19 protein-coding genes are annotated in these 18412 nt (G+C 65.1%); 7 read left to right on the top strand and 12 right to left on the bottom strand.

Annotation, left to right across the window (positions count from 1 at the left end; all coding sequences use genetic code 11):
• Positions 1 to 316: 316 nt before the first annotated feature.
• Positions 317 to 1555, top strand: coding sequence for a LysR family transcriptional regulator (locus P5W98_RS23540; RefSeq protein WP_421025710.1), 1239 nt, complete (start codon positions 317 to 319; stop codon positions 1553 to 1555).
• Between the two features lie 66 nt (positions 1556 to 1621).
• Here P5W98_RS23540 and P5W98_RS23535 read toward each other — a convergent pair whose 3' ends face one another.
• Together P5W98_RS23535 and P5W98_RS23530 are read right to left on the bottom strand one after the other, a co-directional pair.
• Complete coding sequence (locus P5W98_RS23535) at positions 1622 to 4051, bottom strand: penicillin acylase family protein (RefSeq protein WP_421073327.1); 2430 nt, start codon at positions 4049 to 4051, stop codon at positions 1622 to 1624.
• Between the two features lie 131 nt (positions 4052 to 4182).
• Entirely contained in the window at positions 4183 to 5727 is a 1545-nt protein-coding gene (locus P5W98_RS23530) for a methyl-accepting chemotaxis protein (RefSeq protein WP_421025712.1), read from the bottom strand.
• Between the two features lie 294 nt (positions 5728 to 6021).
• Between P5W98_RS23530 and P5W98_RS23525 the strand changes: the two genes are divergently transcribed.
• Positions 6022 to 6267 (top strand): hypothetical protein, encoded by a 246-nt coding sequence (locus P5W98_RS23525; RefSeq protein WP_421025713.1) that lies wholly within the window; start codon positions 6022 to 6024, stop codon positions 6265 to 6267.
• Positions 6268 to 6633: 366 nt separating this feature from the next.
• On the opposite strand, the gene P5W98_RS23520 is transcribed toward P5W98_RS23525, so the two are convergent.
• Both P5W98_RS23520 and P5W98_RS23515 read right to left on the bottom strand, forming a co-directional pair.
• Positions 6634 to 7215, bottom strand: coding sequence for a YSC84-related protein (locus P5W98_RS23520; RefSeq protein WP_421025714.1), 582 nt, complete (start codon positions 7213 to 7215; stop codon positions 6634 to 6636).
• 240 nt (positions 7216 to 7455) lie between these two features.
• Positions 7456 to 8745: an ATP-binding protein gene (locus P5W98_RS23515; RefSeq protein WP_421025715.1), complete on the bottom strand. Its 1290-nt coding sequence runs from the start codon at positions 8743 to 8745 to the stop codon at positions 7456 to 7458.
• A gap of 473 nt (positions 8746 to 9218) precedes the next feature.
• Between P5W98_RS23515 and P5W98_RS23510 the strand changes: the two genes are divergently transcribed.
• Positions 9219 to 9614: a hypothetical protein gene (locus P5W98_RS23510; protein WP_421073328.1), complete on the top strand. Its 396-nt coding sequence runs from the start codon at positions 9219 to 9221 to the stop codon at positions 9612 to 9614.
• On the opposite strand, the gene P5W98_RS23505 is transcribed toward P5W98_RS23510, so the two are convergent.
• The 4 genes from P5W98_RS23505 to P5W98_RS23490 all read right to left on the bottom strand — a co-directional run bounded on the left by P5W98_RS23505 (position 9584) and on the right by P5W98_RS23490 (position 13301).
• Positions 9584 to 10267, bottom strand: coding sequence for a response regulator (locus P5W98_RS23505; RefSeq protein WP_421027023.1), 684 nt, complete (start codon positions 10265 to 10267; stop codon positions 9584 to 9586). The genes P5W98_RS23510 and P5W98_RS23505 overlap by 31 nt on opposite strands.
• Before the next feature lie 227 nt (positions 10268 to 10494).
• Complete coding sequence (locus P5W98_RS23500; protein WP_421042728.1) at positions 10495 to 11028, bottom strand: glycine zipper domain-containing protein; 534 nt, start codon at positions 11026 to 11028, stop codon at positions 10495 to 10497.
• Between the two features lie 803 nt (positions 11029 to 11831).
• Complete coding sequence (locus P5W98_RS23495; RefSeq protein WP_421025719.1) at positions 11832 to 12083, bottom strand: EF-hand domain-containing protein; 252 nt, start codon at positions 12081 to 12083, stop codon at positions 11832 to 11834.
• A gap of 117 nt (positions 12084 to 12200) precedes the next feature.
• Complete coding sequence (locus P5W98_RS23490) at positions 12201 to 13301, bottom strand: NAD(P)H-dependent flavin oxidoreductase (protein ID WP_421025720.1); 1101 nt, start codon at positions 13299 to 13301, stop codon at positions 12201 to 12203.
• Positions 13302 to 13564: 263 nt separating this feature from the next.
• Here P5W98_RS23490 and P5W98_RS23485 point away from each other — a divergent pair, with 263 nt between their 5' ends.
• A complete protein-coding gene (locus tag P5W98_RS23485) occupies positions 13565 to 13744 on the top strand; it encodes a hypothetical protein (protein ID WP_421025721.1) in 180 nt (59 codons plus the stop codon).
• Here P5W98_RS23485 and P5W98_RS23480 read toward each other — a convergent pair.
• On the bottom strand, positions 13732 to 14706 hold the full coding sequence (locus P5W98_RS23480; RefSeq protein ID WP_421025722.1) for an NADP-dependent oxidoreductase: 975 nt from the start codon (positions 14704 to 14706) through the stop codon (positions 13732 to 13734). The two genes, P5W98_RS23485 and P5W98_RS23480, sit on opposite strands and share 13 nt — an antisense overlap.
• Positions 14707 to 14900: 194 nt before the next feature.
• Between P5W98_RS23480 and P5W98_RS23475 the strand changes: the two genes are divergently transcribed.
• Entirely contained in the window at positions 14901 to 15107 is a 207-nt protein-coding gene (locus tag P5W98_RS23475) for a hypothetical protein (RefSeq protein WP_421025723.1), read from the top strand.
• A 21-nt stretch (positions 15108 to 15128) separates the two neighbouring features.
• Here the strand turns inward: P5W98_RS23475 and P5W98_RS23470 are convergent, their stop codons facing one another.
• Entirely contained in the window at positions 15129 to 15419 is a 291-nt protein-coding gene (locus tag P5W98_RS23470; protein WP_421025724.1) for a hypothetical protein, read from the bottom strand.
• A gap of 136 nt (positions 15420 to 15555) precedes the next feature.
• On the opposite strand from P5W98_RS23470, the gene P5W98_RS23465 reads away from it, so the two are divergent.
• Both P5W98_RS23465 and P5W98_RS23460 read left to right on the top strand, forming a co-directional pair.
• Positions 15556 to 15807, top strand: coding sequence for a hypothetical protein (locus P5W98_RS23465; RefSeq protein ID WP_421025725.1), 252 nt, complete (start codon positions 15556 to 15558; stop codon positions 15805 to 15807).
• 123 nt (positions 15808 to 15930) lie between these two features.
• Entirely contained in the window at positions 15931 to 16503 is a 573-nt protein-coding gene (locus tag P5W98_RS23460) for a DUF6496 domain-containing protein (RefSeq protein WP_421025726.1), read from the top strand.
• 82 nt (positions 16504 to 16585) lie between these two features.
• On the opposite strand, the gene P5W98_RS23455 is transcribed toward P5W98_RS23460, so the two are convergent.
• Both P5W98_RS23455 and P5W98_RS23450 read right to left on the bottom strand, forming a co-directional pair.
• Complete coding sequence (locus P5W98_RS23455; protein ID WP_421025727.1) at positions 16586 to 17407, bottom strand: CHAD domain-containing protein; 822 nt, start codon at positions 17405 to 17407, stop codon at positions 16586 to 16588.
• Positions 17408 to 17493: 86 nt separating this feature from the next.
• Positions 17494 to 18357, bottom strand: coding sequence for a Ku protein (locus P5W98_RS23450; protein ID WP_421025728.1), 864 nt, complete (start codon positions 18355 to 18357; stop codon positions 17494 to 17496).
• Positions 18358 to 18412 lie beyond the last annotated feature (55 nt).

Genomic DNA, 18412 nt, shown 5'->3' with positions numbered 1-18412 from the left:
CACCCGGACGAAAAGCCGATCCTGCCGGCGCACAGGATCGCCGCGCGCAACGCGGCTTCGGAACCAGCAAGGGAAAACCCTGCTCATCAATGTAACGATCAATCGAATAAAGGTATGGCGCGGCTCGGCGCGTTCTCCCGCATGCCTGGAAAGGCCGTCCGACAAGGCTTATGACTCGCCGCCAGCCCCCGCTCACGCGGTCGCCGCGCCTTACCCCGCAGACATGTCAATAAATGAAATCGATACCTGGATAAGCACGCCGCAAGCCTGCCCGTCGGCGTTCCGGTAAAGTCGACGGCCATGGAACACCGCTGACATGGACAACAACGACCTTCCTAATCTCGCGTGTCTGTATGCGGTATTGCGCGTGGCCGAGATGGGCAGCGTGAGCCGCGCCGCCACCGCCCTCTTTCGCGCCCAGTCGGCCATTACGCGGGCCGTGCAGCAGATCGAAACCGCGCTGGGCGCGCCGCTGTTCGAGCGCAAGCCATCCGGCATGCTCGCGACGCCCGTGGGGCGAGCGGTGCTCGAGCGCAGCGAGCGGGTGTTCGCCGAACTCAACGAACTGGCGAGCTGGTGTGCGATGCGCCAATCGCGCAAGCGCGCAACGCGGGCAGGCGGCTTGCCGGCCTACCTGCTCAACACCCGCCGGCTGCAGTTGTTTTCAACGCTCGCGCGCTACCGGCACATGCCCAGTGCGGCGCGTGCGTTGAACGTCACGCAACCCGCGGTCAGCAGCGCGGTGCGCATTCTCGAAATCGGCGCGGGATTTCCGCTGTTCCATCGGCATCCGCGCGGACTGCTCCTGACGGCCGACGGCGAAACCTTCCTGCTGCACGTGCGCCGCGCGTTGAACGAATTGCGCCACGTCGCCGACGACGTCGCCGCGCTGCATGGCAGCGTCCAGGGCATCGTCACCGTGGGCGCGCTGCCGCTCGGCCGCACGCTGATCCTGCCGGAAGCCGTGGCGCGCGTCGTCACGCGCTTTCCGAAGGTGCGCGTGATCACCGACGAGAGCGCCTATGAAGCGCTGGTCGCGGGCGTGCACGCGGGCGACATCGATTTCATCCTGGGTGCGCTGCGGGTGAACGATGCCACCAGCGGCCTGGAAAACGAAAAGCTGATGTCGGAGAATTTGGTCATCCTCGCGCGGCACGACCATCCACTCGCCAAGGTGAAGGACCTCCCCCTCAAGAATCTTGGCGATGCCCAGTGGGTACTGCCGCGCAGCGACTCGCCCACGCGGCGGCTGTTCGAGACGCTGTTTCGCCGCGCGAAAATCAGGCCGCCGATGCCGACGGTCGAAACGGCGGACCTCGCCATCATTCGGGGGCTGCTGCTGCATACCGACATGATTGCCGTGCTCTCGGCGCAGCAGCTGCACTACGAGTGCGCTTCAGGAATGCTGGCCGTGCTCGATGTGCCCATGCGCGACACGACCCGCGATATTGGCCTGACCACGCGCACCGGCAGCCCGCCCTCGCCGGCCGCGCACGAGCTCATCAACGCGATTCGCCTCGTCTCGGCCGAGATCGCCCGCGCCCGCAATAAGTAACGGGCATTGCGCGAATGACTCGTCAAGCGGCACCTCGAGTCGTTGCGCTTTCTTCCCGTCCCCCGTTCAGCGCGTGCTAACCCCCGGCACGAGATGAATCCGCTTTTCCGTCTCCGCTTCCACCGCCGCACGCGTGTAGAGCAACGGGAAATAGCGGCCATCGAGCCACATCTGCGCCAGGTCCCGATAATGCGGACTATCCGGGTCGCCCGATTCGCCGGGCAGGTTCATCGCGCGCGAGTTGTCCCAGTTGCCCACGTCCACGATCACGCGAAACGACGGCCCGTTGGTCTGCCGGAAATCGCGCTCGCGGTAAGTGGACTGGTTCGGCGTGTACGCGCTGCCGCCCTTCGGCAGCGGCCCGACGTTCAGCTTCGCGCGCATGTCGTCGTCGACGAGACCCGCGAACGGATGCGCGTTGAGGTTCGTCTGCAGCTTTCCCCACGCCCATGCATGCGCGTCCGCGCCCTGCAACGTGACCATCTCGTCGTAGGCGTCGCGCAGGCTCGCGAGCAATAGCGCGTCGCGTTTCGCGGGCGGGTCATCGCCGAAACGCGCATCCGGATGTTCGAGCATGTCGAGCATGACCGCGGTGTCCGGCGCGCCGAACGCTTGCGCCGCATCTTTCGGCAGCACGGCTTCCTTGAACGCGCGCCTGAGGTGGCGGCTCAGCCATGCCTCTTCGAGCGCGGCCTGCGCCGAGTCGGCGCCCATTTGCGCATCCCAGCCATGCAATAGCGCAAGCGCCGCGCGCGTGTGCGGATCGTCGCTGTTGAGCGGCGCGAGCAGCGCAACGAGCCGGCGCGCCGGAATCGACACGATGTCGTTCTGCAAGCGCTCGCTGTCTTCGATCGACACCTTCGGCAACGACTTCAGCACTTCGTCGATGCGTTGATGACGCGACCCGTTGGTCCACTCGAAGCCAAGCTTGCGCTGCGCATAGGGATAACCGCCGGGCAGATTCATTTCATTCGACGTCGTGAAATAGCCGCTCGACGGATCGTAGCCCGCCGGCAGATCGTCGCGTCGCCAGAAGCCGGCCCATTCGTAACGGCCGTCGCCGGGCACGGGCAGGAGTCCGTCCCAGTTCGGCCGCTTCGGTGCGAGCCCGCTCGGCAGCCAGCCGATGTTGCCCTGCGCGTCCGCATAGACCTGATTAACGGTCGGCGCGCCCCACGTCGCGAGCGCGCGGCGGAATTCTGCAAAATTCTTCGCGCGCATATAGCGGATCGAATCGTAGTACGGCGACATCCCGGGTTCGAGCCATGCCGTGCGCACCGCGAATGCGCGATGCTTCGCGGGTTCGGTGTAGATCACAGGACCATGGCGCGTAAACGCGAGTTCGGCGTCGACAGTCTTGCCGCCGTGCACCGCGATGGGCTCGTGAACGATGCGCATCGGCTCCCAGCGTCCCTTGTATCGATACTCGTGCGGGTTCGCCGGATTCAGTTGATAGACGTACAAGTCTTCCTGATCGATGTTGAAGATCGTCAGCCCATACGCGATGTGCCCGTTATGGCCAATCGAAATGCCCGGCGCGGACGGCTCGCCGCCGCCGATGATGTCCAGCGTGGGCGTGCTGACCTGCTGGATGTAGCGCAGACTCGGCGCCGCATAGGCGCGATGCGGGTCGTTCGCCATGATCGCGCGGCCCGTTGCGGATTTGTCCGGCGCGATCACCCAGTTGTTGCTGCCTTCAGTCACTTCCTCGGGATTGTCCGTGGCGGCGATCACCGTGGTCGATGCGTCGGCGCTCTTCAGCGATTCGCGCGTCACGTGCACGCTTTGCGTGGCGAGTTCGAACACCTTCAGCACGTCGTCCGGCAGGCACGGATCGAGCCCGTCAGGCATCGTCGCGTGCCACCGCGGCTGCAGGCCGAAGCGGATCGTGTCGGCGGCCAGCGTGCTCTTGCACGCCACCTTCGCGCGCGCGACCTCGCTGGTCACGTTGCGCGTGAGGCCGTGGCTGCGAATGCGCACGACGTCGTCCGCCGACCACCGCGCGGGCCAGTAGCCGACCTTGCGGAACTCATACGGCATGTGCTCCGGATGCGCGGCGAGCCAGTCGATGTACGCGTTCACACCGGCTGCGTAGCGCGTCGCAATCTGCTTTGCATCGGGGCCGTAGCGCTGCCATTCGGCGGCCATGTCGCCGCGATAAAGAAATAAACGCGTGGCCTTGTCCTGCTCGACATAGGCCGGGCCGAACACTTCGGCAAGCTGGCCGAGGCCGCGCCGCCGCCACAGATCGATCTGGAACAGCCGGTCGCGCGCGGCGTTGAATCCCTGCACGAAGAAGGCATCGCTTTCGTTGTCCGCGAAAATATGCGGCACGCCCCAATGATCGATCAGAATATCGACCGGGTGCGCGAGGCCTTCGAGCGTGATCGTTTCCACCGGCGCATCGGTTGCGTGCGCAACGACACTGCTGAATGCGGCCACTGCGGCACACGTGACGGAGATGGCGAGTCTGCGATATCGGCGTGTTGGGCGCACGGTGTGTCTCCTCCGGGGTTTTCACTGCGTGGTGATACCGGGCGGCGCACCGGGGCCGTGAGGCCCGGTGCAAGTGGAGACATTAAGCGATTACTTTCATTCGGGCAAGCGCGGCACGCCCGAGCAAACCGTTAGCGGAAAACGCTCACGGCTTCGACCAGGCGCGCGGCTTGCTGCTTGAGACTATCCGACGCCGCGGTGCTCTGCTCGACCAGCGCGGCGTTTTGCTGGGTGATCGTATCGAGATCGCTCACTGCGCGGTCTACCTGCGTAACGCCGCTGCTTTGCTCCTCGGTAGCGAAGCGGATTTCGGCAATCAGATCGGACACGCGCTTGACCTGCGCGACGATGTCGTCCATCGTTCGCGCGGCCTCGTCGACCATTTTTGAACCGGCTTCGACTTTTCCGACGCTTTCGCCGATGAGATTCTTGATCTCCCTGGCCGCATTCGAGCTGCGCTGTGCGAGCGCGCGAACTTCCCCCGCGACGACCGCGAATCCCCGTCCCTGCTCGCCCGCGCGCGCGGCCTCCACGGCCGCGTTCAAGGCCAGGATATTGGTTTGAAATGCAATCCCGTCGATTACGCCGATGATATCGGCGATCTTTTTCGAGCTGTCGGTGATCTCGTTCATCGTCGTGATCACATGCGATACGGCCTCTCCTCCCTTCGCAGCGGCATCGCTGGCCGATGACGACAAGTTGTTGGCTTGCAGGGTCGTCTCGGCATTGCTCTTGACGGTTGCCGTCATCTGCGTCATCGAGGTCGCGGTCTGTTGAACATTGGCAGCCGCCTGCTCGGTGCGCTTGCTCAGGTCGTCGGTGCCCTGGGCAATTTCGTTGATGGCCTGCTGCACATTGATGACCTGTTCGCTGACGTCGTCGATCAACCAGCGGAACATCAGCCCAAGCTGGCTGACCGTGCGCAGCGTCATGCCGATTTCATCGGCGCGATCCATGTGGACGGCCTTCTGGCTTTCCCCCGATGCAACACGCAACGCTTGCTCGAGCACCTTCTCGAGCGGGCGCGAAATCTGGCTTTCCAGCCACAATGCCACCACCAGCGAAGCCAGCAAGGCCGCCCCCGTGATGCCGCCGAGCGCATATGTGCGCAAACCGAGCAGCCAGGCCGCCAGTCCCATCAACGGCACGAGCGTCAGCAAGGCAAACCGGATACGCCAGCGCACGCGCATGGTCTTGAATGCGCTCGTCCAGCCCATGAGGCCACCGCGCACGATAAGTCCCTTGTGAAAGCGGCGGCTGCCGGCCTTGCCTTCCCTGAACTCGCGATAAAGCGCTTCGGCCGAGGCGATCTCTTCACGCGACGCCTTGGTGCGCACCGACATGTAACCCACCGGCTGACCGTTGCGCACCACAGGTGTCGCGTTCGCCCGCACCCAGTAATGATCACCATTCTTGCGTCGGTTCTTGACCAGCGCGCTCCAGGGCTCACCGCCTTTGAGCGTCGCCCACATGTCCGCAAAGGCTTCCTTCGGCATGTCGGGGTGCCGCACCAGATTATGCGGATGGCCCTGAATTTCCGCATGCGAAAAGCCGCTGACCTGGATGAAAGCCGCATTGGCATATGTGACGTAACTTTGAGTGTCGGTCGTCGACATCAACGTTGCGTCGTCCGGAAATTCGTATTCGTTTTGGGTGACAGGCTGGTTGTTGCGCATGGACCTTCCTCGCGATGCAAGATGAATATTCGCAGTGCAATCCATGCGGTCGGCCGCAATCTCGAAGTGGCATTGCGACAGCGCACGACACTGCAAGCACGACCGGCACAACACGCACTATGTCGGCAATTTCGGGCCAAATCTTTAGCGCCATCGCTTGCCTCGCGAATGCATCCCGGCCATTGCATCTCCGTGCAATAGATGAAAGCCCCTCTAAAGAAGTCATGCGTCGCGCCGTAATACCTCGCGATATGACTCGTTCGTTACAGCCAGGCTGTTGCCCGAAGTATTGACATGAAAGCGCAAACGTTTGCGCCAACCCAGGAGGTGCATGTGGACATCGTGAAAACAGAGATCCGGCAACTGGAAAACACCCTGGACGCCCTGATTCGCCGCCCCCGGCTGATCCGCCGCGACTACTGGATATCGCAGATCGAGAATCTGCTCGAAAAGCCCAGACTGTCGCCGCTGGATCGGCAGCGGCTGCACGCGCTGCGCGACCTGCTCGGGGAGTCCCCGGCGGACAGCAGTTACGCCTGATCCGCTTGGTACGCGCCGCAATCTTTTGACGTGGAAGGCGTAGCGCACGAAGCCATCGCTGACGGTAAAGAAGCCGCCCTGTGAGCGCCTTCGAATTCGTCGACGAGGGCTAGCAAACCTTCCATGAGCCGCGAGTTCCGCTCGCTTGGCGCCTGATTCCAGAGATGGTCGAGCCACGCTGCGGCCAGTCTGTACGTTTCATGCGTGGGCGCACCGGCGCGCACGACTTCGGGCGTGCTCGCGATGCCGGACGTCCCGAATGTTTCATGAGACGGCGGATTCCGCCGCAAACGCCTTTCCGATGGGCGGCTCAATCGCGTTCCGAAAATTGGCACGGTGCGTGATCCTGTGATGCCGGCTTGCGCGTCACGAACCGAGCCGGGTGATTTTCTGGCCCTGCACGCCCATGCCCGCCATGAGTCCGGTTTGTCCGAAGATGAACGCATAAACATCCGGGCGCAGGGTCGTAGTGGAAACGTCCCGCCCCATGCCCGTGTCCGCGAGAACCACGCTCGGGCCGCCGCCAATCGACCAGCCAGCGCTGCTGTCGAGGTAGCGCATGGCGGCAGCCCTGGTGAGGAACATGGCTTCGGAAAAGCTCTGTGCGCCGGCCTGAAGCCCATAGGAGAGCGCGCTCGTGTTGTAGTAGCCGAGCACCTTTCCTGCGTGCGAGAACAACACGCCATTGCCGCCCGAACCGCCGAACATCAGCCCTGCTTTCAGGATGTCCGGAAAGACCAGAATTGCAACGGAATGGGCGCCCAACTCTCTGGCGCGAGGCGTGCTCGCATACAGCCGCGCCAGCGCCGCGCGCGCATCCTGCTCGAGTTTCGCGTGAGACGCGTCACTGGCCGAAGAGAACGAAGCAGCCTGCGCTCCCAGACTGGAACAACCCCCAACGAACAGGCCCGAGAGCACAGCGGCCAGGCGCACGATTTTAAAAGACATCTTTGATTCCGACTTCGATGATCAAGGTAATGAGTGGCACTCGTTGCATGCCGAACAATGCGGCAGGCAACGCCTTCGAACTCAATTTACCGGCATGCGGCATTACAAGCTGCTCAAAACTTGTTTCAACGCATGTCAGAATCGCGCGCCGCGGCTTGTGATTCGGCTCACGCTCTATTTGATTTGCAATGCAGAATAATGAGGAGAACGCGCTGCGCACAGCGCCGCTGCGTCAAGTGTTCAGCACACCGGCAAGCGCACGCGCGCCACGAGACCATGCGGCTGGTTCGGCAACAGATCGAGCGCACCGTCGTGCTGCGTCGCAATCCGGTCCGCAATCGCCAGACCGAGTCCCGAGCCGCCGCGCTGATCGCTCTGCGGCCCCCGCCTGAACGGCTGCTTCATCAACGGCAACAGTTCCGCCGGCACGCCGGGGCCCTGATCCTCGACGTCGATCGTCACATACCCGCCCGCCATCCGGGTCCTGACCGCGAGCCCGACGCGGCCATGCACGGCCGCGTTATGCATCAGGTTCATCAATAGCCGCTGCATGCCCGTGGGCCGGAACGAGAACTCGGGCAGCGCCTCCAGCGACAGATCGAATACGTACTCGAGCCCGACGTAGTCGGCTGCAAGGCGCTCGATCAACGCGTTGAGGTCGCCGCGCCTTGCGGGTTCGCTGTCCCAGCCGCGCGCGAAATCGATGAACTGCTGCACGATCATGTCGATTTCCTCGACGAACCGTTCGGCGCTGTCCAGCGGCGCTTCGACGGACTCCGGCGCCAGCAGCACCATGCGCAGCTTCGTGAGCGGCGTGCGGATGTCGTGCGAGATGCCCGCCAGCATTTGCGCGCGAGTCGTCTCCAGATCCTGGAGCGACGCAGCCATGCGATTGAATGCGTCCGCAACCATCGCCAGCTCGTGTGCGCCTTCGACGGGCACTGCCGCGGGCCACGCCCCCTGCTCGATCGTGTCGGCTGCGCGTGCGAGACGCATCAGCAGCCGTTCGACCGGACGGTGTATCAGGAACGCCACCAGTGGCGGCACCGTGGCGATACACAGCAGCAGACTGATCAACGTCCACGGCAGGCCCGGAATCGCATGCGGCGCGCCCGCGAGCAGCATCCAGTAATACGCGTCCTCCACGCGCACGCGGACCCAGACACGTTGCGCGCCGCCGTGCTCGAAGCGCATCTGCTCGCCCGCGCCCAGTTCGCTCGACATCCGCGCAACGAAATACCGGGCGGCCATGCCTTGCGGCTGCGCGTCGGTGGCGCTCGCGGGAGGCACCTCGCTTTGCGCTACGCCATTGATGGCCAGAAGCTGCTGCTCCCGCACCGCGGGCGGCAGCGTGGCAAGCAGCCGGCTCACCGTGCGGATTTGCGTCGCGACGAGCGAAGCCGCCTCGTCGATGCGCGGGCGCTGAACGAAGAACACATACACGGTGCCCGCAAAGATCTGGCTGGCCAGCACCAACACGATCAGCGCCAGCACGTTACGCACCAGTAACGAGCGATACCAGCCGAACATGGCCCTCCCCAATGAATGCCAGGTAGTGAACTGAGGCCCGATGCAACGATGCGAGCGGGCTCGTGGATTTACCCGGAGTGATACAACGACAACGCAGCAAAGCCATTATCCATGGCGCGCATGCCATTCGCGTCGATCATGCCGGCAGCCATTGCAACCGTCATTGCATCGCTCGCTCAAGCCCAATGGCGTGCAACGAGTCATGTCATCCGGTTACAACGCGCATCGCCCCGTACCGGTCGATCTTCAGCGCCGCTGCGCCCATCGCGCGGATTGCAACTTCGTGACACAAGTTTCCAACAGATCGTCATGCAATGGCCCGTTAGAGTGCGATGCATGTTTCGCCGGCCTTGCGTGCGTCGTTCGCCGCGCCGGCCGCCTGAAACCGTCGAACCGAATCGAACCGTATCGAACCGTATCGAACCGGATCGAACCGGATCGAACCGGATTGAAACCATACCCCCTTTGAAATCGTGACTCGTCAGATCTCCCGTGCGATGGCAATCGCTGCTGCTGCCGCCATGCTGGCCGGCTGCGCGCCGCCGCAAGCCCCCTGGTCCATCGCCGCGATGCCCTCGCCCTTGCTCGCACCCGCGCTGCCTGCGCCGACTGAAGCGCTGCCGCCGCAATGCGCTCCCACCTATGCGGGTCTGCTGGATCTTGCCCTGCTCGCAAAACGATATGGCCGGTCGTCCGGCATCTTCATCGACGCATTGGGCAATATGGCCGATCAGTTGGGCGCATGCCTCGACACCTATCCGCCCCGCCATGCGGCCTTCCTGCGCGCGACCGAACAGATCCGAGCGCACTCGCCCCGAGTGGGCGAGCCATCCGCAGGTCAGGCCTCGAGCTTCGCAACGAGCATATAGCCGACGCCCCACACCGTGCGGATATGGCGAGGCGAAGAAGCATCCGCCTCGATGATCTTGCGCAGCCGCAGCACCTGCACGTCGATGCTGCGCGCGTTCGCTTCGTAGTGACGCCCGTGTGCACGCTCGATCAGATTCTCGCGGCTGACCGGCCGGTTCGGCGTTTCGGCCAACGCGCACAGCAGCCGCATTTCCGCCGCGCCGACTTCGACCTGCGCGTCCGCCAGCATCAACTCCTGAATTTGAGGCTTGAGCAGATAGTCCCCTATGCGCAGCACGGGCATTTCATCGTCGCCGGCCACACTGCCCAGCGCGCCATGCTGACGCGCAAAGACCTGCTGGCGGCGCAGCATCGCACGCACGCGTGCGACCAGCTCGCTCGGCAAGAACGGCTTGCCGAGATAATCGTCGGCGCCCATTTCCAGACCGACGACGCGGTCGATCGGGTCGCCGCGCGCGGTCAGCATCAGAATGGGGATCATCTGCCCCTGGCTGCGCAGGCGTCTGCAGATGGATAGTCCGTCTTCGCCCGGCATCATGATGTCGAGAATCACGAGGTCGAACGAATGCCGCTCCAAAAACGTATCGAACTGGTTGCTGTCTCTCGCCGCGCGCACCTCGAAACCCTGCGCGGTCAAAAAGCGCTGCAGCATATTGCGAATCTCGAGATCGTCGTCGAGCACGAGAATGCGGCCTCGCGGCGCCTGATTCAGCGCCGGATTCCGCGCATCGTTGTCGGACGGGTTGAGGGGTGGCATGGCTGGTCGGGACGCTCTCAAGGTCGGGAATAAATACGAGTGTAGATCTCGACGCCGCGCGGCGGCACGTGCGAATCGCAATCGGCGCGCGCGGGGTGCGCCACGACGGCGATCGGTTCAGTTCAATAAGGAGCGTAATAATACGGGGCCGGCGCATAAACGACGGGGGCCACGGCAGGCGCGAGCGCTACCGCACGCGGCGCTCCGGGCGTCGCGATGGTGTTTCCCTTCGCGATGATGCACTGCGCGTACGCGTTATCGTATTGACGCTGCAGCGCGGCCTCGCTGCCCCAACGCTGGTTCCGGCCCGCCGCGCTACCGAGCAACAGGCCCGCGCCCGCGCCGATCGCCGCGCCCGCGCCGGCATTGCCCGCACCCGCGCCAATCAGCGCCCCGGCCGCCGCGCCGCCTGCCGCGCCCAGCGCCGGCGCGGCCAGCCCGGCATTCGCCATCGTGGGCGACGCCGCAACCGGATTGACGATCTGCGCCGCGTAGGTGCGGCACGCGTAATCGTCTTGCTGGAACGCCGCAATCGGCTTGCCCTTCGCGGGCAGCGCCATCACGGTCGGATAGCTGGGCGGCACGACGGCGCAGCCGCCCAGGCACGCCAACGCCAAAGCAGCGGCCACTGCCGACTGATACTTGAATCCCTTCATGACACCCTCTGCTCCATTTCAACGCGTGGCCGGCAAACATGCACGCATGTGGATGCACGGCCATGCGATATCGATTCGATCAGGCTTCGCACGTGCAATGCACCGCTGCGCCGCCTGACACGCCTGCGCATTGACGCTGCCGCGACGCTATCGAACCACTACGACGCCGCGGCCCACATAGCCATAGCCGCCACGGACCACGACGGCCGGCGGTCTCGGGACATAGACGGGCGCGGCAACGACCGGAGGCGCCATTACGAGTGGCGCCGCAACGACGGCGGCAGGCGCGGCGACGACCGGAGCAATGACCGGCCCAACGATCGGCCCAACAACCGGAGCAACAACCGGCCCAACAACCGGCCCAACAACCGGCCCAACAACGGGCCCCAAAGCCGGCGCGGGCACGGCAACGACCGGCCGCGGCGCCAGCGGAATGCTGATGCCCACCGCGACGCTGGTAGCCGACGCGCTGGACGTCATGCCGGCGCAGACGAGACCGGCTACGAGGGGAGCGAAGGGAACGATGAATCGAAATTTCATAAGACATCCTGAATAAATGGACACGGCTTGCGAGCCTCGGATGAGACAGGTGTCACATTAGAGAGGCGGCATGTTCCAGACTATTCAAAAGTTATGTCGACGTGTGTCGACGGTCCGTGGCATCGCCGATTTCCGGACCGGGGTGAACGCGGGGAGCAACATCGGGACTGGGTGCGGGAAGGCGGCGACAAGACTGGCCTGCCGCGCCACGCACCGCTTCGGATCTGCAAAGCCAGATTGAACTGAGCGCTGAATGAACGAATTTATTGCCGGTGCCTGGCCGCGAATTGTGCGATCTCGTCGAACGTCACATACCCCTTGTGGGCCGTATCGATCTGATCGAAATTCCTCGCGACAAGCGGCATGCCGGCCTGCGCCTCGGCGGGTGTGAGCTTGCCATCGTGATTCGTATCGGCCGCTTCGAAGCGGGACTGCGCCTGCAGCGTCCTGGCGTCCTGCGCAAACGCGGAGGACGCCATCAGTGCGGCGGCCAACATCAGACAAATGCGTTTCATTTTTTCTCCACGATTGACGAGGCCATGATTCACGGCTCGTCGGGAACGCAAGTGTAGGCGCTGTCTCCGGCTGGCAGATTACGGAATCGTTAGAAATCGATGTCAAGTTATGTCACGTCAGAACGGTAACGCCTGCATCCGCTCGATGCTCTGTCGCGTTTCACGCTCCAGCTGCGCGAATAGTTCGGCGGCCGGCAGCGAGCGTGCGAGCGCCGCGGCCTGCCCCGCCCATTGCGCGCCGAAGCCAAACTCGCCTTGCGCCTTGGCGGCCGCGTGCAGCGCCTTGCCGGCGTCGTACGTGACCGGATACGCGGGCGTTTGCGGCGCGCGCGGATCGTCGCCGAGCGCGGTGAATTTATTGGCCATCGCCCGCGCGGGCCGTCCGGAAATTGCAGCGGTGAACGTCGTGTGACGCGAGGCTTCGCCAAGCAGCGCACGACGGTAACCGTCGTCGATCGACGTCTCCGGGCACGCGACAAACGCGGTCCCGAGTTGCGCGGCCTGCGCGCCGAGTGCGAGCGCCGCCGCAATGCCCGCGCCGTCCATGATCCCGCCCGCCGCGATGACCGGCAGCCGCCCTTCGCTGGCGATGAGACGCGTGAGCGCGAACGTGCCGAGACGCGCATCGCCGGCATCGGGATCGAACACGCCGCGATGCCCGCCCGCCTCGATCCCCTGCGCCACGATCGCATCGACGCCGGCGTCCGCGACCTGGGCCGCTTCCTTGAGATTCGTGGCGCTCGCGAGCAGCGTGATGCCGGCACGCTTCAGGTCGGAGATGACTTCCGCCGCCGGCAGCCCGAAATGGAAACTGACGACCGCCGGCTTTTCTTCGGCGAGCATCTGCTGCATGGCTTCGTCGACGACGAAGCTCGTATAGATCTCCGAGAGCGTTTCGGGCGGCGTCGCGCCGTACTGCGCGAACACCGGCGCGAGCCAGTCGAGCCACGCGCGCTCGACCGCTGCGTTCGCAACGGCTGGCCGATGGCAAAACACATTGATGTTGAACGGCTTGCCGGTCAGCGCGCGCGTGTCCCGGATCATCTTGCGCGCGCCGCCGGCATTGGTCGCGCCGACGCCCAGCGAGCCAAGCCCGCCCGCATTCGACACGGCGGCCGCCAGTGCGGGCGTGCTGACGCCGGCCATCGGCGCCTGGATGATCGGCGTGCGTATGCCCAGCAAGCGCAGTAATGCGCGATTGTCCGATTGAGTGTTCATGTCGTTTTCCTCCAGCGTGGAGGCCCTCCGGTCGGCAGCGAAACAGCGCTCATGCTACGCGAAGTACCGCAAAAGCGCCGGCCGCGATGCAGCCAGGCCCCACGCGGTCAAGGCCGAAAGATGCGTTTCAGGCATTCCGTGTAATGGCTACAACCGGCACAACCGAAGTCCATCGACCGGGATTCGGGTGATCGAGGCACGGCCGATGCGGCCACATTGAATGACCCGGCGAACGATCCAGCCGGAATCCGCGAGGAAGCGCCATGGCCACGACCCACTCATTCCATCTGCCGACGACCGACCCGGTGAACGACCCCGAACGCACGCCCCCGCCGCCGCCGCCGCGCCCGGACGACGAACCGCCGCCGCTGCCCGAAGGCGACCCGCCCTCGAAGGCGCCGCCCGAGCGCGCCGCACCGGCGATGCGCCTTCACACCGGCTGATGCCACTCGACCATGACGACAACCTTGCCGTGTGGATGCCCGCGCTCGACGCGCTCGAACGCATCGCGCGCGTCGCCGAAATTGAAGCGCGACACGACCTCCACCTTGATGATCCCCTGATCGAACAGCGCAACGATATGCTCGAGCTGCGCGCCATCGGGGCGCGCCGTAAACCGCGTGGCGCACACGTCGCGCACCGCGGCTTCGTTCTGCGACGGCTCGTCGAGCGCCGACACCATCGTGCCGCCGCGCCTCAAAACGCTCCACGAGCGCGCCTGCACGACCCCGCCCACGAGATCGAGCACGAGGTCGACCTCGCCCGCGCGGTCCTCGAATTCGTCGTGCCGGTAGTCGATCGTCTCGGCCGCGCCCAATGCACGCAACGCGCCATGCGTAGGCGCCGATGCCGTCACAATCACATGCGCGCCGCAGTGCCGCGCGAACTGCACCGCGAAGCGCCCCACCGCGCCGCTCGCGCCGTGGATCAGCACGCGCTCGCCGCGCTGCAGCTTGCCGTAATCGAAGAGCCCTTGCCACGCCGTGAGCGCAGCGAGCGGCAAAGCCGCCGCCGTATCGACAGCGCCCGCGCACGGCGCATTCGCAAGCGCGCTTGCGCTAACCGCCACGTAGTCGGCCAGTGCGCCCGGCCCCTGCCCCACGAATGCGCACACGCGCGTGCCGGGCTCCCACCCTGCCGCGCGCCGCGAGCCCTGCGCAATCACGCCGGCCACGTCGCGTCCCAGCGTAAACGGCAAATCGTGCTGCGCGACGGCCGGGTAGCGCCCGTGCAGCGTCTTCAGGTCCACGGGGTTCAGCGCGGCGGCCTGCACTTCGACCAGCACTTCGTCGCCGTATAGCAGCGGCACCGATGTGCTCTCGCATGCGAGCGCGTCGAGCCCGCCAAAGCGCGTGGCGCGCCACGCGCGCATCGTTTCGGGCAACACGTTTCGCAGCGGTTCCATGGCTCCTCCAGACGTGCGGATAGCGGCCAACGCACAGCGTGCGTGCATCACGCAAGGGTTCCGCAAAACCCGACGAGTCGGCGCATGTGGTCGCGGCCGCATCGGGCATGCCCGTTCCTGCGGGACGCGCCCAATGCCGGGTACACGCGATGCGGCCTCTAAACCTACGACAACACCCCCCCATGGAGGCAGCTATGAGTGAATACGCCGGACGCTCGCAGGACGAACGCGTGGCCATACGCAAGCGCACCAGACAGCGTGCCCAGGAACCACCCGGCGGCGAGATGGCCGTGCCCGATACCGAACCGGACCGCACCCACAGCAGCGGGGAACTCTCCCAGCGCGGCAAGGAAGTCTGGCGCAAGGGCGCGGGGTTGGATGGCGGAGGAAAATCGCGCTAAGCCGAGGCGCGCATTGCCGCACTATTCCGAGTAAGCCGCCATCACGATCCACAAGTCGTTTTCGCCATTGCTCACTTCGGCGGCCAGCGCATAGGGATCCTCGGGCCGGCATGCCCGCTGCAACGCTTTGCGCGCCTGCTCGGCATCTTCGTAGCGTTGTTTCGACAGCATGTGAACTTCGTCCCTTCCCGCGAACATCGTTTGTCCCGGTCGATAGACGAGCGGTTCATGCTTCCACTCGAGAAAGCGTTCGCAGACGTGCTGGAAATCGCCTCGACAGATGTTGACCTGGTAATGCGGCTGGGAGCCCATGGCAGATCTCCTCTTCCCGTAGATGGTGTCGGTATGTATGAGGGTCGTGCGCACGGCTCGTGCCGAACGGACTGGATGCTGGGGCCGGGCACGCGATTCGCGCATGAAGCGGCGAATACCGGAAGCGGAGAAACGTATGAGCACGCTCCTTGCCCGGCGATGGGCTGCAATCATTCTGGTGTTGCTGGGCACATCGGCTTTTTCCCCACTGACGCGGGCGCAGACCGCCGATCAGCGACCGGCCGCATCGATGGCGAAACCGCCCGCGGCCGCGTCGGGCGCCGCGAGCACGACCAACCCCGACCATATGCCGATTAAAAAGCCCGAGCAGCCCACGCACGACAACATGTCCCGTGATGTGCCCGCGAGCGCGGCGAAGGCCAAATAAAGTCGCTGCGCAGGCCAGCTTTTCCTGAACGCTGATAATCCGCCATCAGCGTTTCCGGAGCGTTCATGCCCGGCATAAACGTTGCGCTCACCAGGGTAGATGCATTGACTTAGGAGAGCGACCATGCCCGAACGGAAAACCATCGAGCGAGCGCAGGCTGACAAGCGCGCCGGCAAATCTCCCAGCACTCAGGCGGGTGAATTCGTCAAGGAAGAAGTCGACCGCGTGCGCGCCGGCAAGCATGGCGTGCGCTCCGCGAAGCAGGCGATTGCGATCGGCTTGTCCAAGGCGCGGCGAGCCGGCGTCGATCTGCCGCCGCCGGCAAAAGGCAAGGCGAGCGAACCAACACGCAAGAAGGCCAAACAGGACGCCGCCCACGCGAAAAACAAAATGACCAGTGCCAGCACCGAATCGAAAGCGCGGCGCTCGCGTACCGCGACGGCCGTGTTGCAGAAAGAGAGCAGCGAGGGTGCGTCGCCGCAAGCCATGTCGACGCAGTCGAGGAACGCGGCGTCCCGACGCTCGCCAGCGAGCCGGGCGGAAGCCGCCCGCAAGGCCGCCCGGACAAAAGGCTCCCGGAATCGCTCGGAGGCCGCAAAGAAGGCGGCGCAAACGAAGGGCGCAGCGGGGCGCTCGGCAGCGGCCAGAAAAGCGGCGCAAACACGCGCGGCGCGGGCGCGTCACACACAACGCTAGCGCGTCCGGTGCGCGGGCGCGGCCATCTCGCCCTCTCGAGCATCACGCGGATGCGGCACTTTCGGCGCTCATGCCAGCACGCTCATGCCAGCAGTTTCATCGCCGCGCGACGGCGTCGCTTGCGCAATTTTCCAAGCGACGCCAGTGCGGCATCCGCGCCGGCGTCCGCGTCGAAGATCTCGCGATGGCAGGCGAGCAGGTGTTCGGCGCTCACGACATCGTTAAGGTTACCGAACCGATCCTGAATCTTCTTCAACCGCTTCATGCGCTTGCCCCGACGGCGCGGCAGGTGGGGGCCGAAGAATTCGAGCAGGTAGCGCAGCCGCTTTGCGCGCTTGCGCACGTCGTGCAAGGCGGCGTAATCGCGCCGCCCGGCTTTTTTCGCGCGGCGCATGCGTTTGTCCAGCGCGCGTTCAGCCGACGCCACGCGTGCGCGCGCGAAGCGCTTCATGGGAGCACGGCGCGGCGACGCATTCAGCATCCGGTTCGCGCGCCGCACCGTTTCAAGCAGGTTGCGCCTGAAGGCGCGCCCTGCCAGGACCCGGCGCGCCGCATCGCGCGCCTCGCCGCGCGACGCCGCAAGGCGGTTGGCGATCCTCTCCTCGCCCTGCTGCGCAAGCAGGCCCGCGGCGATATCCCAATTGCGCGCGTCGCCCGCTGCGGCTGCCATGCGCTTGAGCGAGGCGCGCCCGGGTTCGTCGAGGTCGCGCCCGAACAGCGGCCGCCACGCCCACAACAAGGTGCGAAGCCGGCGCAATGCAACCCGCAGCTTGTGATAGTCGTCCTCGTGCCCGTCCAGCCGGGCCGCGCGCGTGAGCGCCTCGCTGACGAGCGGCTTCGCGTATCCCGCGAATCGCGCCTGTGCGGCGTCGAGGACTTTCCCTCTATGGCGTTTGCCTGTCATCGTCCCTTCCCATGCGTGCTTCCTGACTGAACCGGCGCGGCCTGGGCAGCCGTCGCGGCACGTCGCGACTTTGCGCTGCCGGCCCGTCAGGCTGCCCGGCGGCCGCGCCTGGCGGGCGGCTTGCCCGGCTTCGCGCCGGCGCTGCTCGCGCCGGTGCGCTTGCCCAGGCTGCGCTTGAGCAGGTCGGCAAGATCCACGACATCGGCGCCGCGCCGCTCGGGCTCCGGCGCCTCGATATGCGTGAGCTCGCGTGACTTCCCTTCGCTTGCCTTGAGTCGGGCCAGTTCGACAAGCGCGCCGCGAAACGTATCGCGATAGCTATCCGGCTGCCACTCGGCGCTCATATCGTCGATGAGCTTGCGCGCCATCTCCAGCTCGCCCGCGCTCACGCCCGCGCTTTTCGCGCTCGCCGGAAACGAATGCGACGCATCGAGCTCGCGGACCTCCGTGGACCAGCGCAAGGTCTCCAATGCCAGGGCCGGCCCCGCCGCCACGACGGCGGCAAGATGCTGCCGGCTGTGCATCACCACGCTGGCAATGCCGAGCTTGCCGCTCTCGGCCAGCGCATCGCGCAGCAGTGCGTAGCTTTTTTCCGCGCGCCGCTCGGGCATCAGCCAATAAGGCGTATCCAGATAGACGAACGACAGCTTGCCGGCATCGACGAAGGCCAGAATGTCCACCGTCTGCGTCGCTTCCGGCTTCGCTGCGCGAATCTCCTCGTCCGACATCACGACATAGGAGCCCTTCTCGTACTCGTAGCCGCGCACGATATGCTCGCGCCCGATCGGTTTTCCCGTGCGCTTGTTGATCTGCTGATAGCCCACCGGGTCGAAGGTGCGGCGGTCGAGCAGGTTGAATTCGGTATGCTCGCTCTGGGTAGCCGGGTAGAGCTCCACCGGAATGTAAACCAGCCCGAAGCTGATGGCGCCCTTCCATATCGCACGCGGCATGATCGCCTCTCCCTCGAATCCGGTGTCCTGCGTTTGCTTCGCAATCGGGATGCCC

This window comes from Paraburkholderia sp. A1BS-2L (assembly GCF_051125205.1).
Lineage (GTDB): Bacteria > Pseudomonadota > Gammaproteobacteria > Burkholderiales > Burkholderiaceae > Paraburkholderia.
Note: the sequence above shows the minus strand (reverse complement) of the source record. Positions and strands in the feature narration are given on the sequence as shown.

Bases quoted from the DNA above. Each gene is read 5' to 3' on its own strand.
- P5W98_RS23540 (WP_421025710.1), top strand. From the start codon at position 317: ATGGACAACAACGACCTTCCTAATCTCGCGTGTCTGTATGCGGTATTG.
- P5W98_RS23530 (WP_421025712.1), bottom strand. From the start codon at position 5,727: ATGCGCAACAACCAGCCTGTCACCCAAAACGAATACGAATTTCCGGAC.
- P5W98_RS23525 (WP_421025713.1), top strand. From the start codon at position 6,022: ATGAAAGCGCAAACGTTTGCGCCAACCCAGGAGGTGCATGTGGACATC.
- P5W98_RS23520 (WP_421025714.1), bottom strand. From the start codon at position 7,215: ATGTCTTTTAAAATCGTGCGCCTGGCCGCTGTGCTCTCGGGCCTGTTC.
- P5W98_RS23515 (WP_421025715.1), bottom strand. From the start codon at position 8,745: ATGTTCGGCTGGTATCGCTCGTTACTGGTGCGTAACGTGCTGGCGCTG.
- P5W98_RS23505 (WP_421027023.1), bottom strand. From the start codon at position 10,267: ATGCTGCAGCGCTTTTTGACCGCGCAGGGTTTCGAGGTGCGCGCGGCG.
- P5W98_RS23500 (WP_421042728.1), bottom strand. From the start codon at position 11,028: ATGAAGGGATTCAAGTATCAGTCGGCAGTGGCCGCTGCTTTGGCGTTG.
- P5W98_RS23495 (WP_421025719.1), bottom strand. From the start codon at position 12,083: ATGAAACGCATTTGTCTGATGTTGGCCGCCGCACTGATGGCGTCCTCC.
- P5W98_RS23490 (WP_421025720.1), bottom strand. From the start codon at position 13,301: ATGAACACTCAATCGGACAATCGCGCATTACTGCGCTTGCTGGGCATA.
- P5W98_RS23485 (WP_421025721.1), top strand. From the start codon at position 13,565: ATGGCCACGACCCACTCATTCCATCTGCCGACGACCGACCCGGTGAAC.
- P5W98_RS23480 (WP_421025722.1), bottom strand. From the start codon at position 14,706: ATGGAACCGCTGCGAAACGTGTTGCCCGAAACGATGCGCGCGTGGCGC.
- P5W98_RS23475 (WP_421025723.1), top strand. From the start codon at position 14,901: ATGAGTGAATACGCCGGACGCTCGCAGGACGAACGCGTGGCCATACGC.
- P5W98_RS23470 (WP_421025724.1), bottom strand. From the start codon at position 15,419: ATGGGCTCCCAGCCGCATTACCAGGTCAACATCTGTCGAGGCGATTTC.
- P5W98_RS23465 (WP_421025725.1), top strand. From the start codon at position 15,556: ATGAGCACGCTCCTTGCCCGGCGATGGGCTGCAATCATTCTGGTGTTG.
- P5W98_RS23460 (WP_421025726.1), top strand. From the start codon at position 15,931: ATGCCCGAACGGAAAACCATCGAGCGAGCGCAGGCTGACAAGCGCGCC.
- P5W98_RS23455 (WP_421025727.1), bottom strand. From the start codon at position 17,407: ATGACAGGCAAACGCCATAGAGGGAAAGTCCTCGACGCCGCACAGGCG.
- P5W98_RS23450 (WP_421025728.1), bottom strand. From the start codon at position 18,357: ATGCCGCGTGCGATATGGAAGGGCGCCATCAGCTTCGGGCTGGTTTAC.